Origin of the sequence: Asticcacaulis sp. AND118 (genome assembly GCF_020535245.1) — a bacterium.
In the GTDB taxonomy this organism is placed as follows: domain Bacteria; phylum Pseudomonadota; class Alphaproteobacteria; order Caulobacterales; family Caulobacteraceae; genus Asticcacaulis.
Genome location: NZ_CP084910.1, coordinates 1,368,242 through 1,386,415 on the forward strand (window position 1 = coordinate 1,368,242; position 18,174 = coordinate 1,386,415).

Here is an 18,174-nt window from a genome sequence, read left to right on the forward strand (position 1 = left end):
GAGGGCAACTGATGGCTGCGCGGCTTGAAGACATAAAGAACGGCGCATCGGTGCGGGGCGTGGCCTCGGCTCAGGCTGTGCATGTCATTTCGGTGGACTGGATCGGCGATCAGGCGGTCAGCGTCGTCTATCGCGATCACAATGGCGCGGTGGCGGAGTCGGTCCTCTACCGCGACGATGAGCATCGGCTCGATGTCGAACAGAATGGACGCCCGTGGTCGTTCGACGCTGATGGCGCTTTGTTGCGCTTGGTGACGGAGGCTAACCGCATCAAACTGGCGCACTACTTCGATCCCTATCTGGCGATCCATACGAGTCTGGTCGATCCGCTGCCGCACCAGATTTCGGCGGTCTATGGCGAGATGCTGCCGCGACAGCCGCTGCGCTTCCTGCTCGCCGACGATCCCGGCGCCGGCAAGACGATTATGGCCGGGCTGCTGATGAAGGAACTGATCGCCCGTAGCGACCTGGAGCGCTGCCTCGTGGTCGCGCCCGGCAGCCTGGTCGAACAATGGCAGGACGAACTTGGCCAGAAATTCAATCTGGAGTTCGACATCCTTTCCCGCGACATGATCGAGAATTCGCGATCAGGCAATCCGTTTAGCGACCGGGACCGGCTGATCGTCCGTCTCGATGTGCTGGCGCGCAACGAGGAGCTTCAGGAGAAGCTCATGAGCGCGCGCGAATGGGACCTCATCATCTGCGACGAAGCCCATCGCATGTCGGCCACCTATTTTGGCGGAGAGGTGAAATACACCCGCCGCTATCAGGTCGGCCAGAAGCTCGGCCAGGTCTGCCGGCATCTGCTGTTGATGTCGGCCACACCGCACAATGGCAAGGAAGAGGATTTCCAGCTCTTCATGGCGCTGCTCGACGGCGATCGGTTCGAGGGCCGGTTCCGCGATGGTGTCCACTACGCCGACACCGAAGACATGATGCGGCGGCTGACCAAGGAGGAACTGCTCAAGTTCGACGGTCGGCCGCTCTTCCCCGAGCGGCGGGCGCGCACGGTCAAATATCAGCTCTCGGAGGGGGAGGCAGCGCTCTACACCGCCGTCACGGAATATGTGCGAACGGAGATGAACCGCGTGCAGCGCTTCGCGGAGGGCGACGGGAAGAAGCGCAACAATGTCGGCTTCGCCTTGCAGATCCTCCAGCGCCGGCTCGCTTCGTCACCGGCCGCAATCTACCAGTCCCTTAAACGTCGCCGTGAGCGGCTAGAAAACGAACTGGGCGAAGCCCGCCTTGCCGCCAAGGGCCGCCGGGCAGGTACGAGCGAGCCGACGATTAATGCCGACATGCTCGGCAACATCGAGGAATATGGCCAGGAGGAGATCGACGAGCTTGAGGACCTGATCTCGACGGGCGCGACGACGGCCGAGACGGTCGAGCAACTCGCTTTGGAAGTCGAGACGCTGAAGGGGTTAGAGACGATGGCGCTCGGCGTGTTGCGCTCGGGCGTGGATACGAAGTGGACCCAGCTGAACCGCATCCTCGACGACGATCTGATGGTCGATGCGGCTGGCAATCGCCGCAAGCTGATCATCTTCACGGAGCCCAAGGACACGCTGCACTACCTGCTCGACAAGGTCAGGGCGCGGATCGGCAATCCCGAGGCGGTCGAGGTGATCCACGGCGGCGTGTCGCGCGAAGAGCGGCGCAAGGTCGTCGAGCGCTTCATGCAGGACAAGGACATGCTGGTCCTGATCGCCAACGACGCGGCCGGTGAAGGCGTGAACCTTCAGCGCGGCCACCTGATGGTCAATTACGACCTGCCGTGGAACCCGAACAAGATCGAGCAACGGTTCGGCCGCATCCATCGCATCGGTCAGACCGAGGTGTGCCACCTGTGGAATCTCGTCGCGGCCGATACGCGCGAGGGCGAGGTCTACGCCCGGCTGCTCGAAAAGCTGGAAGCCGCGCGCGAGGCGCTGGGCGGCCGCGTCTATGACGTGCTCGGCGAATTGTTCGACGGCGTGGCGCTCAAGGATCTGTTGTTCGAGGCGATCCAGTATGGCGAGCGGGAAGAGGTCAAGGCCCGCCTGTTCCAGCAGGTCGATGGCGCCGTCGACCAGGCGAACCTGCTTGAGCTTCTGCGCCGCCGCGCCCTGACCAACGACACGATGCCGGAGGCCAAGGTCGAGGAACTGCGCCTTGAAATGGAGCGCGCCGAAGCGTTGCGCCTGCAGCCGCATCACATCCAGAGCTTCTTCGTCGAGGCGTTCCAGCATCTAGGCGGCCGGATCAAGCGCCGTGAAGAAGGGCGCTGGGAGGTCACGCATGTACCTGTGCGTATCCGTGAGCGGGACCGCCAGATCGGAACCGGCGCGCCGCTTCAGACGCAGTATGAGCGGATCTGCTTCGAGAAAGACAAGATCAACCAGCAGCCGGTCGCGGCATTCGTCTGCCCCGGCCATCCGCTGCTCGAAGCCGTGATCAGCCTGATCCGCGAGCAGTATGAGCAGATCATGCGGCAGGGTGCGATCCTGGTAGACGACACCGATGCGGGCGACGCGCTGTCGGCGATTTTCCTGCTGGAGCACACCGTTCAGGACGGCCGCGTCACCAGTGTCGGCAAGCCGCATGTAATTTCGCAGCGGCTCCAGTTCGCCGCCATCGACAAGGCCGGAAACACCGTAAACGCCGGCATCGCGCCGCATTTGAACCTGCGGCCTGCCAAGCCGGAAGAGGTCGCCAGCGTGCGTGATCTTCTGGAAGAGAGCTGGCTGACCACCGATCTGGAAAAGGCCGCGATCCGGTTCGCGACGGTCGAGCTGGCGCAGGGCCATGTCGCCGAGGTCAAGGCGCGGCGCTTGCCCGAGATCGAAAAGGTCGAGCAGGAGGTTCGCGCCCGGCTCAAGAAGGAGATCAATTACTGGGACTCGCGCGCCTTCGAGCTGAAGGAAGAGGAGCGGGCCGGCAAGAAGACTCGGGTGAACTGGCAGAACGCGCAGCGCCGGGCCGAGGATCTGGCGGATCGGCAAAAGCGCCGCATGGACCAGCTTGAACGGGAGCGGTTCATCTCCTCGCAGCCGCCGCGCGTGCGGGGCGGCATGGTCGTCATCCCGCGTGGGCTACTGGAAGAGCGTCAGGTGCCAAGCATCCCGAACCATTTCGCGGAAGACCCCGTTGCGCGCCGGGTGATCGAGCTTGCTGCGATGGAAGCCGTCATGGCGGCCGAGCGGGCGCTGGGCAATGAGCCGGCCGACGTCTCCGCCCAGAAGATCGGCTATGACATCGCCTCGCACGATCCGAAGTCGGGACATCTGCGCTTCATCGAGGTCAAGGGGCGCATCGACGGAGCCGACAGCGTGATGGTCACGCGGCAGGAGGTCATCACCTCCCTGCACGAGCCGGAGAAGTTCATCCTCGCTATTGTGCCGGTTGCCGCCGGTTTCGCCCATGCGCCGCGCTATGTGCGCGGCCCGCTCGTGGAACGGGAACCGTCCTTCCTCGAAACCGCGATCCAGTTCGACCTTCGGCGCCTTCTGGAGCGCGCGGAGGCTCCGCTGTGACAGCGAACACGCAGTTGGCGGCAAACTCGGCAGCTTGGCCTGACTACTTCCAGCCGATCCAGGAGCGCGCGACCAAGCGCTGGGATCAGCTTGAGGCGGACCCGGAGCTCGCCGGGCCTTGGCACCAGCTCTTTAAGCAGGTGCAGAGTCCGCGCCATATCCTGTCCGAGCTGCTCCAGAACGCCGACGACGCCGGCGCCAGCGAAGCGCGGGTGTCGATCGAGAACGACCGTTTTGTGTTCGAGCATAATGGCGAGGACTTCATCGAGGCCCACTTCGCTTCGATCTGCCGCTTCGGCTATTCCAACAAGCGTGCGCTGCATACGATCGGCTTCCGGGGGATCGGATTCAAGAGCACGTTCAGCCTGGGCGATCGGGTCGAGTTGTTCACGCCGACCCTGGCCGTAGCCTTCGAACGCGCGCGGTTCACCCAGCCGCATTGGATCGACAGCCGTTCCCTGACGTCGGAAACCACGCGCGTCGAGGTGGCGATCGCCAATCCGCTGCTGCGCCGCGAGGTCGAGAAGAATCTCGACGAGTGGCTGAAGAGCCCGGTGTCGCTGCTCTTCTTCAAGAAGATCCGCCGTCTTCGTATCGGCGACAGCGAGGTGCATTGGCAGAGTCTCGGGCCTGGCCCCATCGCCGAGAGCGAATGGATGGCTTTGGATGAGAAGGCGAACGATCCCTTCCTCCTTGTGCGGTCCGCAGAGGAAGCCTTCCCGGACGAAGCGCTCGACGAGATCCGCAAGGAGCGGATGCTGGGGGCCGAGGACAGCGGCGATTTCCCGCCTTGCCGCGTCGAGATCGTGCTTGGCGCCAAGGGCCGGCTCTATGTCGTACTGCCGACCGGCGTTGAAACGACGCTACCTTTCGCCTGCAATGCTCCCTTCATTCAGGACCCTGCGCGTCTCAAGATCAAGGACCCGGAAACCTCGCCGACCAACCGCTGGCTCCTCAACCGCGCCGGGGAACTGGCCGCCGGCGCGATGATGGAGTGGCTGGAGCAGACGAAGACCGGCGCGCGGGATCGGGCGGACGCTTACGGCCTGTTGCCGGATGTCGACCGTGAGGCGACCACGCTCGAAGGGGCGTGTGGCGCGATCGTTGAGCTGGCCTTCGACGCGGTGATCGACGGCCGATCAATGCTGCTGACCGAGGAAGGGCAGCTGGTCGAGGCCAAGGCCGCGATCACGGTTCCGCGGCCGGTCTTCGACATCTGGCCGGCGGAGCAGGCGATGGCCTTGCTGGATGCCAAGTCACGGCCGGCGCTGTGCCAGCATGTCTCGGCCAAGAACCGGACCAAGCTCGTTCATTGGGGCCTGGTCGAGGAGTTCTCGAAGTCGGATCTGCTCGACCGCCTGCGCAGCCATCACCTGCCGCGACCTGCGACGTGGCGGCATTTGTTGAACCTTTGGGCCTATATCGCGCCTGAGGTGACGGGCTGGCAGTGTCACGACGCCGACGCGCTGCGCATCGTCCCAGTGCAGGGCAAAGAGGTGCTCTATGCAGCCTCAGAGATCGTTCGGCTCGGCGAGAAGAAATTGCTCCAGTCGGACGAGGATTGGGAATTTCTGGCCAGCCACCTTGTTGTCCTCAACCAAAACTGGACGCGGTTCCTCGCGGAACAGCGCCGGGACAAGGCCGAGGGTGAAAGCCACAACGAACCGGTAGAGGCCGCTTTCGCGGTGCTGGAGGAGATCGGCCTCGACGGCACGAGCGATGTCAACGCCGTCGTTGACCGTGTCGCCGCCGACTATTTCGGTTCCGGTGAGGCCAAACTCGCTGAGTGCGTTCAGATCGCCCAGATCTCGGCCAAGCTGGGTGTCACCGTTGGCGACGCCTTCCGATATGCCTGCGCCGACCTCAAGCTTCATGCGACCGACAAGGGGGTGATGTTTGACGAGAACGGTACGCTCAATGAGCTGTTGCCGGACTCCATCCGCAAGACGCAACTCCTCCACAGCGATTATGTCGCGAGCTTCAAATCCTGCACGCGGGAGGATTGGCTGCGCTGGGTCTCATCGGGTCGTTCGGGATTGCTGACAATGGCGCCGCTGGCCTCGAAGCGCACCAGCCTCTACGGGCGCCAGCGGGCGGTGTCGGAAGCGCAGGCGCGCGGGCAGCGCCACGCGCTCTACTATGCCTATGTCACGGAGAGCTTCGTCCTCGACGATTGGGACTTCCCGGCCGACTACTGGCGGCATTGGGAGGCGTTGTCGAAGACCGATCCAGGTATCTGGGCCAAGATCGTCGGGAAGATTCTGGAACAGCGCGACACCTATTGGTCCCGGTCTTCGGCGATGCGGCTGTCGCAGGTGGCGACTACCGGATCGACGCGATCGGTCAGCTCAGAGCCGTTATTGGCGGATTGGCTCATGAAGCTGCGCGCCAAGCCCTGTCTGCCCGATACGCGCAACATGATCCAGCTTCCGGCCGACCTAGTGCGTCGGACGCCCGAAACCGAAGCCCTGATCGACGTCGAGCCCTTCGTGCATGGCCTGCTCGATCGGGAAACGACGCGGCCGCTGCTCGACCTTCTTGGTGTCCGCAAAACGCCCAGCGGACCCGGCCGCTTGCTTGACCGGCTGCGCGCCCTGGCGAAATCTGACCGGGCGCCGGCGCATGAGGTCGAGAAATGGTATCGTCGCCTTGACCAGATGCTCGACAGCTGTTCGACGGCTGATGCACAAAACATCAGGAACGCCTTCAAGACCGAAAAGCTGATCCTTGCCCAGGACGGGACATGGACGACGGCGAGCGGCGTCTTCCTGGCGGGGGATGAGGAGGATGTTCCCGGCGCCGCGGTCGTGCGTGCTTCCGTGCTCGATCTCAGCCTGTGGCATCGTATCGGTGTCGCCGACCGTCCATCGGCCGACCTGGCGCTGCAATGGCTGGAAACCCTCGCTTCCGGGAAGGCGTTGTCGCCCGACGATCTTCGGCGGGTTCGCACCCTGCTGGTACGCTACCCGACCCGCATCTGGGAGGAGCGCGGGCACTGGCTCAATCTCATCGGCGAATGGGCGCCGGTCGGGACTCTGGCCTATGGCCTCAGCATGCAGAGCCTGTTCCGGTGGAGTCACCTGCATGAATGGGTCAAGCGCAAGACCGCGGATTTTCAGCGGTTGTCGGGGGAGGTCGTGCAGGCGCCGCCTTTCTCCGCTTTGCCGGCCTTGTCAGACCTGGTCGAGGAGCGGTTCAACCAACCGTCTCTGCTGGCCGGCATGGAGGATCGTCGCCCCTGGTTGGTGGCATTCGGAACACAGCTCGGGCGGATCGAGCTTGCCGATGCCGGCGAGACCGAGCGCGTGCGGGGGCTGGCGCAGACCATCGTTGAGACGAGTTGGGCTCCGGCGCCCAAGCTGGAGGTCATTCCCTACCTCGACGGTGTGCCCGCGGGCACGGCACGGCTTACAGACATCCTGTGGCTAGACCGGAAACTGTTCGTCAGTCCGTTGTCGAAGGCGAAGCTCGCCAAGCGTGTGCCGGAAGAGATCGGGAAGAGCCTGAGCGCCGATTTTCGCGCGGCGCTGGCCTATGCTTTTGAGCGCTCGCCCGACGACATTCGGGATTATCTCGAGGAGAACTTCACGCTCGGCCCAGAGCAAATCGTTGTCGCGCCTGTCGTCGAGCCACAGCCCGTCGCTGTTCCTGACGATGATGGCGGTATCGATGAGGCTGACGAAGGCGTCCGCGACGATGCCGAGATGGTCGACTTCGATGGTTCAGATCTGTCGAAAGCGGACGTGCCTGCTCCGCAGCCTGAGCCGCAAGCTAGGGAACCGGAGCGCGAGCTGATCGAAACGGAGGTGGCGACCAGGCCCCGGGCCGCGCCGAAGCCGCCCTGTCCGAGCGTGATGGCGCGGTTTGCATTAGCCCAAGGCTATAAGGCCGATGGCCAAGATCGCTTTTTCCATGCGGACGGAAGCTGGATCGGTCGTGGCAACGGCGCGCGCTTTCCGTGGGAGCGCCGCTCGGCGGGCGGTGAGATTCTGCGGCACTACTATCCTAAAGACCATTGCCTGGAGCACGAACCGCTCCAGCTCGATGCCGACGTCTGGGGCCTGCTCGACCAGAAGCCGGACCTCTATTCGTTCATTCTCATCAACCCGGAAGGTGGTCCCGTCGAGATGACGGGCGCCCGCCTGCGCGCTCTGCGCGACGGCGGCGAACTGACCATCCATCCCGCAACGTACAGGCTTGTGTATGACCTCGACGACTAACCCCAAGAAGAAACTGATCGAGGTTGCGATCCCGCTCGAAGCGATCAACGCCGCCTCCGCACGCGAGAAGTCGATCCGGCATGGGCATCCATCCACGCTTCATCTGTGGTGGGCGCGGCGGCCGCTGGCGGCGTGCCGCGCGGTCCTGTTCGCCCAGCTTGTCGATGATCCGTCGAGTGATCTCGAGAAATTCCCCACACATGAAGCGCAAGAAGCCGAGCGCAAGCGGTTGTTTGCCATCATCGAAGATCTGGTGAAGTGGGAGAACTCGACCAACGAGGAGGTGCTTGAACGCGCCCGCGCTGAAATCCGCAAAAGCTGCGGCGGCGTTCTGCCGCCGGTCTATGACCCGTTCTCGGGCGGCGGATCGATCCCGTTGGAGGCTCAGCGCCTTGGTCTGCCCGCCTATGGGTCCGACCTGAACCCGGTGGCGGTGATGATCGGCAAGGCGATGATCGAGATTCCGCCGAAGTTCAAGGACATGCCCCCCATCCACCCCGGCATCAAGGAGCGGTCGTTCTACCGCAACGCCGAAGGGCTGGCCGAGGATGTCCGATATTACGGCGAATGGATGCGCGAGAAGGCATGGGAGCGCGTCGGACATCTATACCCGCAAGTGGACCTCCCGAAAGAGTATGGCGGCGGCAAGGCGACTGTGATTGCTTGGATTTGGGCGCGCACGGTACCGAGTCCGGACCCGGCCTTTGCAGGTGCGCAGGTACCTATTACCTCGAGCTTTGCTCTTGGAACTAAGCCGGGGCGGGAGGCTTGGATCAAGGCAACGCCTGATCGAAATAAAAAGAGTGTGCAATACGAAGTCCAGAGAGGCGGGGCATCGGAGGAAGTTGCTAGGGCAAAGAAGGGAACCAAAGCGGGGCAGGCAAATTTCCGATGTATTTTGTCGGATGCTCCCATTTCAGGTGCATACATTGACGAAGCCGCGTCTCAAGGAAAGATGGGGCGTGTTTTGCTAGCTGTTGCGGCTGAGGGCGCAAGGGGGAGGGTCTATTTGAGCCCTTCCTCTGAACAATTGGAAGCTCTCGCTTTGGCGGACAGAACCATCGGTGAGTTAGATACAGCTTTTCTCAGAGTTCCGTGTCGTGGAACATTTGCGAGCAACGCGCAGGGTCGAAAGTATGGCTTCGAAACATTTGAAGACTATTTTCTCCCGAGACAGCTCGCTTCACTGACGGCGCTCTCAGATGCTCTCGACGAAGTGCAAAGTAGGGTTCTTCAGGATTTTAGTCGCTCAGGCGGGCGAGGAGATGAAGCTCCACTTGCTACAGGGGGAGTTGGCCCACGTGCGTATGCTGAAGCCATTAGAATATTTTTGGCCTTCGCGATCGATAGGTCTGCTGATCGTGGCTCGACCCTCTGCTCGTGGGACTCATCTCCTAAGATGGAAGCACTACGAAATACGTTCGCACGTCAGGCAATTCAGATGACATGGGACTTTGCAGAGGGGAATCCATTTTCTGAATCAAGTGGAAATTTTCTTAGTAATGTTGATTGGGTTGCTCGAGTTGTGGATATGTTGGCGCCTAGCGCCCATGGTTCTATTTCACAACATGATGCGCAAACAATCACATATCCCGGTCAAGTAGTAATTTCGTCCGATCCGCCATATTATGATAATATAGAGTATTCTGATCTATCTGATTTCTTTTATGTTTGGCTGAAGCGCAACTGCGGTCCAGTCTACCCTGAAATATTTGGCTTTTTGTCAACGCCAAAAAGCGAAGAATTGGTAGCGACAAGATATCGTCATGGAGGTCAGGAAGAAGCCGATAGTTTCTTTCTGAGCGGGATGACAAAAGCAATAAAGCGAATGACTTCGCAGGTTGGTGCAAATAATCCCGCTACGATTTATTACGCATTCAAGCAAAGTGAAGTTGAAAATGAAGGTATAAGCTCTACGGGTTGGGCGACGTTTTTGCAGGCTGTGATCCAAGCCGGTTTTTCTGTCCTTGGCACTTGGCCAATGCGCACTGAGATGGCGAATCGCATGGTCGCTTCGGGCACCAACGCCCTTGCTAACTCGGTCGTCCTTGTATGTCGCAAGAAGGAAGAGTCGGCGGAGGTCATCACGCGGGCCGAGTTCATCCGCGCGCTAAAGCGCGAGCTGCCTCCTGCCATCGCCAAACTTCAAGCCGCCAACATTGCCCCCGCAGATATGCCGCAATCGGCTATTGGCCCCGGTATGGGCGTGTTCTCACGCTACAAGGCGGTATTGGAATCTGATGACAGCCCGATGAGCGTCAAGACGGCGCTCCAGCTCATCAATCGGGAGTTGGATGAGTATCTTGGCGGTATCCAAGGCGAGTTTGATGCTGATACCCGTTTCGCTATTACTTGGTTTGAGCAGAACGGGCTGAAGGCTGGCGACTACGGCACCGCCAACAGCATCGCCACAGCGCGCGGCATCTCCGTCGAAAGCGTCAAACACGCCGGTATCGTTGAAAGCGCTGCCGGCAAAGTGCGCATACTCTCTCGTGATGAACTCGATGAGAGTTGGCAACCGGAAGATGACCGTCACCTAACGGTGTGGGAGTGCCTTCAGCATCTGGTCCGGCTGCATGAGAAGGACGGCATTTCTCACGACACCGTCATCTTGATGAAGAAGATCAGTTCCCAGGCTGAGGCGGTGAAGGATCTCGCCTACTGCCTCTACGACATCAGCGCCAACAAGCGGAAGGATGCGAAGGAGGCCACGGCCTACAACGCTCTGATTGCCGACTGGACTGAGCTGACAAAGGCTGCTGCGGCCATTCACGACACGAGTGGGGATCGTCAGATCCGGCTGGATATTTAAGGGGGAAACGGAACATGGCAAAAAGCACACGCCAACACGTGTTTGAGGGTATGGAGCTGCTGCCTGCGGCGTTGATCCCCTTCGTTGAAAAGCGGCTTGAAACGTCTCTTCCAGGGCATTGGCAGGTTCAGGTTCTGGAGAAGCTGCCCAGCCTTCGACCGAACAGCACCGGCGCTGTAGGCTGGGACCAGGCTGCACTCTTCAATGCGATGGATCGTTTCTGGAGCGAGGCGTTCAAGGCGGTCCTCGGCCGCGCGGAAAGGTCGCTGGTCAACGAATTGAGCGATGTCCGCAACAAGCTCTCGCACAACGAAACCTTCACCTATGACGATGCGGAGCGGGCTCTCGATACCATGCGCCGGCTGATGGAAGCTATCAGCGCTGGCGAGACGGCGGAACAACTCGGCAAGATGCGCGACACAATCCTCCGGACGAAGTTCACTGAGCTTCAGCGCAACGAGGAGCGGCGGAAGACGCAGCGTCTTGAAATCTCGGTCGAGACGGTGGCGGGTTTGCTGCCGTGGCGTGAGGTTGTCGAGCCGCATCAGGATGTGGCTACCGGCGAGTTCCAGCAGGCTGAATTCGCTGCCGACCTTGCCAAGGTTCATTCGGGCAGTGCCCCGCCGGAATATCGCGACCCGCGCCAGTTTTTCAGTCGGACCTACCTGACGGAAGGGCTGAGCGCGCTGTTGGTCGGGTCGGCGAAGCGGCTATCCGGTGCGGGTGGGGATCCTGTCGTTGAGCTGCAAACCAATTTCGGCGGCGGTAAGACGCACTCGATGCTGGCGCTCTATCACATGGCGGGACCGACGCCGGTCCAGGACCTCTCCGGCTTGGATCAGTTGCTCGAAAAGCAGGGGCTCAGCGTGCCTGAAGCCATCAACCGCGCTGTGCTTGTAGGCACCTCGCGTGGGCCGCAGGACGTTCTCAACGCTGATGGCGGTCGAAAAATCCGGACAACATGGGGTGAGTTGGCTTGGCAGCTGGGAGGAGCTGAAGCCTTCGATATGGTCGCCGAGAACGATGCCAACGGTATCGCACCAGGCTCCAACCTGCTTGAGGCACTTTTCAAGAAATGCGCACCGTGTCTGATATTGATCGATGAATGGGTCGCATATTTGCGTCAAATTTATAAAGTCGAGGGACTGCCGTCCGGGTCGTTCGATGCCAACCTGTCCTTCGTCCAGTCTCTGACCGAGGCGGTTAAGGCCAGCCCCGGCACGTTGTTAGTCGCCTCCCTGCCGGCCTCGCAGATCGAGGTGGGTGGAGAAGGCGGTCAGGAAGCGCTCGCGCGACTCAAGCAGACTTTCAGCCGCGTGGAATCTTCTTGGCGTCCTGCCAGTCAGGAAGAAAGCTATGAGATCGTCCGGCGTCGTCTCTTCAAGGACATCCCCGGCGACAAGTTCCATCATCGGGACAACACGCTTAAGCAGTTCGCCAAGCTCTATCGGGAGAACGCGAACGATTTCCCGCAAGGCTGTGCTGATGAAGATTACCGTCGGAAGTTGGAAAAGGCCTATCCGATTCACCCGGAACTGTTCGACCAGCTCTATACCACATGGGGATCACTCGAAAAATTCCAGAGAACGCGCGGCGTCCTCCGCCTTATGGCGCAGGCTATTCACGAGCTTTGGATGAACGGCGACCCGTCGGTCATGATTATGCCCGGCAGCGTGGCGGTGAGTTCGCCACGCGTGGAGCCTGAACTGCTCCACTATCTCGACGTGAGCTGGCAGGCGATCATCGCTGGCGACGTTGATGGTACAACATCGACACCTTACAGGGTGGATCAATCCGCCCCCAATCTAAATCGATATTCGGCCACACGTCGCGTTGCCCGGGCAATCTTCATGGGCACTGCCCCGACAGCGCAGCAGCAGAACACGGGCCTCGATGACAAGCAGATCAACCTCGGTGTGGTTCAGCCAGGGGAGCGGCCGGCAATCTTCGGCGACGCATTGCGGCGGCTGACCAATCAAGCCAAGTTTATGCACTCTGATCTTGGCCGCTACTGGTACTCCATGTCGGCTAGCCTGAATCGCATCGCGGCCGATAAGGCCGCGCAGATCGAGGCGGCTTTGGTTGACGTCACGATCGATACCGAACTTGGAAAATATGTGAATGGTCTCGCGGATCGAGGGCATTTCGACGCCGTGCAGGTGGCACCCGCATCGTCAGCGGAAGTTCCCGACGAAGCGGGCGGGGTGCGGGCCGTGGTGCTTGGCGTAAAGTATCCACATAATGGACGCGATGGTTCGGAGGCCCTTGGGGAGGCCAAAACCATTCTGCTGCAACGCGGCAGTACACCACGTGTCTACCGCAACACTCTGGTTTTCATTGCAGCGGAAAGCCGACAGCTCGATCATCTGAAAGACGCCGTACGTGCGTCGTTGGCATGGGGTGAAATCGTCCGCGATACCGAACGCCTAAATCTCACGCAGAGCGACAGCGCACTTGCCAAGGCCAAGTTGGCTGAAGCGAACGAAACGATGAAGACGCGCCTGAAAGAAGCCTGGTGCTACCTGCATTACCCGGCCCAGGAGAGCGCGCATGCCGATTGGGAGTGGCAGTCTGGTAAAATACCGGCGCAGGACGGTCTGCTCGCCCGTGCCAGCAAGAAGCTGGTGGCGGAGGAGGGACTGCTGGTCGAGCTAGGACCTGCGCGCCTCGACAGAGACCTCCAGAAATATATCTGGAACGACAAGCCCCGTTTGTCTCTCAAAGATCTGCGCGAGTATCTGAACCGCTATATCTACCTGCCGCGCCTCAAAGGGCAGGATGTCCTTATCAAGGCTGTACAAGCGGCCATTAGCGGTATGTTGCCTGGCCCATTCGCTTATGCTGAACGGTACGATGACAAGTCAGATTCGTATCTGGGGCTGGCCATTGAGCGTGCAAGCAACGCGATTGTTGTGATCGATAGCGACAGCGTCATCATTAAGCCAGAGGTTGCGGAAGCACACCGTCCTGTGCCGCCGTCCTCCGACGCGACGGAGCAAACTGTGACGGCGGGTGGTCCCGCTGCTGCGCCGTCCGTTGCGATTTCAGGTGACAGCGTCACGGCGCAACAAATTGAAAAAAAGCCAACCCGCTTCCTGGGTACGGTGATGATTTCATCGGAACGACCGGCAAGGGACATACATCAGATAGTCGAGGCGATCGTCGAACAGTTGACGACCCTTCCTGGAAGCGACGTTAGACTCCGTCTGGAGATTGATGCTGAGGTTCCAGCCGGACTTGAGCGAGCGAAGGTGCGAACACTAATCGAAAATGCAAATACCTTGGGTTTCATTCAGAAGTCGATTGAATGAAAGGACGAGCACGCCGACAGCAAGAAAGGACGTTGTGACGTCGATCAACCGAACAAGAAGATCCCTCCGGCATAGCTGAGGTAGCCTACGACCAAGTTTGTGCCGAACACTCGCCGCAAAGCTGTGCAGACTTCCTCGTACTAAACCGCAGCTTCTTCGCTGCGGCACTGTTCTGAAGGAGTGTGCGTGCCGGGATCGAGTATCGAACTTCGCCACATCAGTTACGTTGTCGCCGCTTCCGAATACGGTAGTTTTCGTCGGGCGGCGGCAGCGCTTGGAGTGCAGGAGTCGGCGATCAGTCGGCGTGTACGCGATCTGGAAATTCGGCTTGGAACGGCGTTATTTGTCCGCTCACATTCGGGCGTCACCCTGACCCTCGCTGGCAAGCAGTTTGTAGACCGGGGACGAAAGGCGCTGTCCGAGATCGGTCTTGCGCGAACGGAAGTTGCCGCGATCGGGCGGGTGGGTGATGGAGAGTTGCGGATCGGCATCCTGTCGTCTTTGGGTTCCAGCTTTCTTGCCGACCTCATCCAGAAATTCTCCGAAAAGTACGCGACGATTCAAATGTCTTTCGCCGATGGCGACCAGGGGGAGCATATCGCCGCGATCCGTCAGCGGCAGCTTGATGTGGCATTTCTGACGGGAACTCTCGAATGGGAAGGCTGTGAATGCCGCCATCTCTGGTCAGAGCAGGTTTTCGTGGCCATGCCGGAACAGCACATGCTCGCTGAAGCGGCGCAATTGGATTGGGTCGACGTCATCGGTGAGCGCTTCATCGTCAGTGACGCAGCCCCAGGACAGGAGATTTACAACTACCTGGTCCAGAGGCTTGCCGGTCTGGGCCGCCAGCCCGAGATCCTTCCGCACAGTGTCGGGCGGCATAACCTTCTTTCGCTTGTGGCGCTCGGCCAGGGACTGACGCTGGCAAGCGAAGGTGTCACGGCGACGCAGGTTCCGGGCGTTGCGTTCCGTCCCATCGGCAACGAAACCTTGCCCTACAGCATGGTCTGGTCGGCGCAGAACGACAATCCGGCCTTGCTGCGGTTTCTGGACATCGCGGCCTCTTTGGAGACCCAAAACGTTTCGCTTGTCACATCGACGGCGTAGTTTGGGACACGGATTTCTTCGCCTTGGCAAAGCCTCGGTCCGTGGCGATGAACCGCTCCAGCATAGGTACGATCAGGCGGACGGGATCGGCGGGCGACTGTCCTGCCTCGCGGGCGAGGATGTCGGCATAGGCGACGAGATCGCGGTGCAGGCCGGCCGGCAGTTCCAGTGTGACCTTGACGGGCTTGTCATCGACGATCACCGAGAGTTTCAATTTCGCCATGTCAACCTCCATAGGGTTCAAGAACAAGATCGCGCGTGACGATCACACGGACCGGGAATCCGGGCCTAATGGTCAGCGTTGGCGCGATGTTGAGTTGGCGACTGACGACCTGTTGGCCGGTCTGGTTGATGCTCTGTGACGCGCCTTGACGCAGAGCTTGCACGATATCGCTGTCGTTTCCGGACGAACCGGCCTGTGCGCCGACACTGAGCAGCGTGGACAAGGCCGCCGCCTTGAACAACTCGCCCCAATGGTAATCGACTCCATCCTCAAGACCGGCATAGCCTTCGGCGTCCGCGCCGGGCTGGCGCTCCAGAACGATCGAGCGGCCATTGGGAAAGATCAGCCGGTTCCAGACGAGGAGCACGCGACGCTGACCGAAGCCGACGCCATTATCGTATTGGCCTACGACGCGGGTGCCCTGGGGGATGAGCAGGATCTTGCCGGTCGGGCTGTCATAGACATTCTCCGTCACCTGAGCGGTGATCTGGCCGGGAAGATCGGAGCGGATGCCGGTGATGAGCGCAGCGGCAATCACCGCCCCAGCCTGAAGGATGTTCGGTGATGCCGGGGCGGTGATGCGATCCGTCGAAACCGTGCGCTTGTCGGGCGTCTGGTTGAGGAAGGCAAGCTGGCGGTCCTGTGCAGAGGGCGTTGAGGGCTGCGGCGCAAGGCCGAGACTGGTGAGGTCGGGCTGCGGGGTCATCGCCGCAGCCGTAGTCTGCGCTGGATTGATCGTGCCCATATTGGTGGAACGTGCATCGGTCGATGCAAACAGTCGTGCGGTGCGGGCGGCCTCAATCTCCTGTGCGCGGCGCTGCTCTTCCGGACTTGGGCCGGATGGCGCAGAGGCGATAACGCCGGGCGTTGAAACCGGCTGCCCCCGTTCTGAGCGTTCAGGATCGGTCGCCCAAGATCACCGGGAAGCGGGGGACCGAGCTTTGGTACACCGCTATAGTCCTTGGGCAGTCCTGCCAGGCCATCCGGCGTGGTGCGATTGTCGGTCGAATAGAGTTCCGGCCCCTGATTGCCGCCATTCCTGGTCTGAAGGGCATAGATCAGGGCACCGCCAACGCCGAGGCCTGCGGCGAGCCCCAAACCGGCCAGAACCTTGCGTGACAGCCGCGTGACACGCGGCGGATCGGGGCGAAGGCGCATGGAAGAAACGGGCGCGCCGGTCAGCGGCCGGGCGTCTTCCTCAGTCGCATCCGGCTTCCGGCCTTCCTCCTTTTCGGGATCGATTTCGGTGCTCACGACGCGGGCCTCCCGTCGGTTCGGGAGATGCGGACACGTTTCTGGTCCTTGCCAGCACCGAAACGCAATTCGGCGGCGGCGAACAGGCGGTCGACGATCATGTAATTGCCGCGCACCCGGTAGTTTACGAGTTCGGACGTGTCGCCCTCGGGGCCGACGACGAACAGCGGTGGCATTTCGCCCTGACCGATGCCGCGCGGAAATTCGATGAACACCTGCCGCCCGTCATCAAAAGCGCGCAGCGGCCGCCAGGGTGCTCGGTCTCCCGTCACGTCGTAGCGGAAATTGACGCTGGCAAGATCGACGCCGCTGGCGACCGGCTGCAGAGCCTCGGCCTGGCTGTTCTGGCGGCGGAGTGCGATGAGCTGATCCTGCGGATACTGCCAAGAGACCGAGGCCATGTAGGTCTTTTCGGTTGAGCGCAGCTCCATGTGATAGGTGCGCCGGTCGGTGTTGATGACCAGGTTCGTCGTGAGTTCCGGTCGCGTCGGCTTCACCAGGATATGAACCTGTTTGGCGGCGCCTGAGCCGCTTTCGGTATCGCCGATAATCCAGCGAACTGTGTCTCCGGCGGCGACCGGGCCGGAGTCGACAAGCTGCTCGCCGGCTTGCAGGCCGATATCGGTGATTTGTCCCGGCGAGGTATAGACCTGATAGAGCGCGCCATCGACGAAGGGGTAGACCTGCATCGAGTTGATGAAGCCGTTCCTGACGGGCTGCATCCGGGCGGCGGCGTTGGCTTCGCTCACCCGGGCGGCCGGGTCCGCCAGTTCAGGAGCGGGCTTGCCATCCCTGCCGACCGGTTTGAGCTGACCAGGAAGCGGCAGGACTTTGGGCAATTCGACCACCTGAACCGGCTTTGGCGGATCGGCCGCCAGCACGGCGGGCGCGGCATCGTCATAGGAAATTTCCGGGGGCTTTTGCGGTGTCGCGCACCCGGCAAGCGCAGAGGCATAGACCAAGAGAAGCGGCAAAGCGTATTTACGGAAAGGCGGAAGTGCGTAGCTACGCGCCGCCGGATGTCCGGCGGTCAGATGAGACGGCCGGATCATGATCCAAGCTCCTTCGACCAGTTGATGGCGTTGATGTAGATCCCGAGGGGATTTTTCCTGAGCGTGTCGGCATCGCGGGGCGGCTGCACGGCGACGGTCAGGATCGCGGACCAGCGCTCGGTCGCGGCCAATGATCCATCCTGATAGCGGCGTTCGATCCAGGCGACGCGGAAACTCGAAGGCGAGGCGCGGATCACGCTGGAAACCTCGACGGCAATCTGTTGCTTGCCGACCTTGGCGAAGGGATCATTGGCGCGGGCATAGTCGTTGAGCGCCAGCGCACCGCCCTGCGTCGTAAAATCATAGGCGCGCAGCCAATTCTGCCGCACGATGATCGGATCGGCAGGAATGCTCCTGACCTGTTCGATGAAACGGGCAAGGTAGAAGGCAATCTGAGCGTCGTTGGGCTGATAGTCGGCGGTCGCAGGTGCAATGGCTTGCGCCTGTCCGAGTTTGTCGACCTGCACCACCCAGGGCACGACCGAACCATTCGTCGACTGCCAGACCAGCGCGCCTGACAATCCCGCTGACAAGGCAAGCGAACCGAAGGCCATCAGCCGCCAGTTCTTTGCCTGAACGCGGGCAGAGCCGATGCGATCGTCCCAGACCTGGGCCGCACGCTGATAGGGCGTTTCGGGCTCGGGGGATTTGCCGTAATGGGTGGAGGGTCGCTTGAACAT

General features: G+C 61.1%; 8 protein-coding genes and 1 pseudogene. 5 read left to right on the top strand and 4 right to left on the bottom strand.

Going from position 1 to position 18,174, the window contains the following annotated elements; translation table 11 throughout:
• Nucleotides 1-11: 11 nt before the first annotated feature.
• The 5 genes from LH365_RS06625 to LH365_RS06645 all read left to right on the top strand — a co-directional run bounded on the left by LH365_RS06625 (nt 12) and on the right by LH365_RS06645 (nt 14,965).
• On the top strand, nt 12-3,515 hold the full coding sequence (locus LH365_RS06625; protein WP_226745378.1) for a helicase-related protein: 3,504 nt from the start codon (nt 12-14) through the stop codon (nt 3,513-3,515).
• Nucleotides 3,512-7,735 carry an ATP-binding protein gene (locus LH365_RS06630; protein WP_226745379.1) on the top strand — a complete coding sequence of 1,408 codons (4,224 nt, stop codon included), beginning with the start codon at nt 3,512-3,514 and terminating at the stop codon, nt 7,733-7,735. The genes LH365_RS06625 and LH365_RS06630 overlap by 4 nt, the downstream gene beginning before the upstream one ends.
• Complete coding sequence (locus tag LH365_RS06635) at nt 7,719-10,547, top strand: DUF1156 domain-containing protein (protein ID WP_226745380.1); 2,829 nt, start codon at nt 7,719-7,721, stop codon at nt 10,545-10,547. Before LH365_RS06630 ends, LH365_RS06635 begins: the two co-directional genes overlap by 17 nt.
• A 14-nt stretch (nt 10,548-10,561) precedes the next feature.
• On the top strand, nt 10,562-13,858 hold the full coding sequence (locus tag LH365_RS06640) for a DUF499 domain-containing protein (RefSeq protein WP_226745381.1): 3,297 nt from the start codon (nt 10,562-10,564) through the stop codon (nt 13,856-13,858).
• Nucleotides 13,859-14,044: 186 nt separating this feature from the next.
• Nucleotides 14,045-14,965, top strand: coding sequence for a LysR family transcriptional regulator (locus tag LH365_RS06645; protein WP_226745382.1), 921 nt, complete (start codon nt 14,045-14,047; stop codon nt 14,963-14,965).
• On the opposite strand, the gene LH365_RS06650 is transcribed toward LH365_RS06645, so the two are convergent.
• The 4 genes and pseudogenes from LH365_RS06650 to trbF form a co-directional block, all read right to left on the bottom strand.
• On the bottom strand, nt 14,949-15,188 hold the full coding sequence (locus tag LH365_RS06650; RefSeq protein ID WP_226745383.1) for a DUF2274 domain-containing protein: 240 nt from the start codon (nt 15,186-15,188) through the stop codon (nt 14,949-14,951). The genes LH365_RS06645 and LH365_RS06650 overlap by 17 nt on opposite strands.
• A gap of 1 nt (nt 15,189) precedes the next feature.
• Nucleotides 15,190-16,346, bottom strand: a pseudogene (locus tag LH365_RS06655) (TrbI/VirB10 family protein).
• A 92-nt stretch (nt 16,347-16,438) separates the two neighbouring features.
• Complete coding sequence (trbG, locus tag LH365_RS06660; protein WP_226745384.1) at nt 16,439-17,494, bottom strand: P-type conjugative transfer protein TrbG; 1,056 nt, start codon at nt 17,492-17,494, stop codon at nt 16,439-16,441.
• Nucleotides 17,491-18,174 carry a conjugal transfer protein TrbF gene (gene trbF, locus LH365_RS06665; protein ID WP_226745385.1) on the bottom strand — a complete coding sequence of 228 codons (684 nt, stop codon included), beginning with the start codon at nt 18,172-18,174 and terminating at the stop codon, nt 17,491-17,493. Before trbF ends, trbG begins: the two co-directional genes overlap by 4 nt.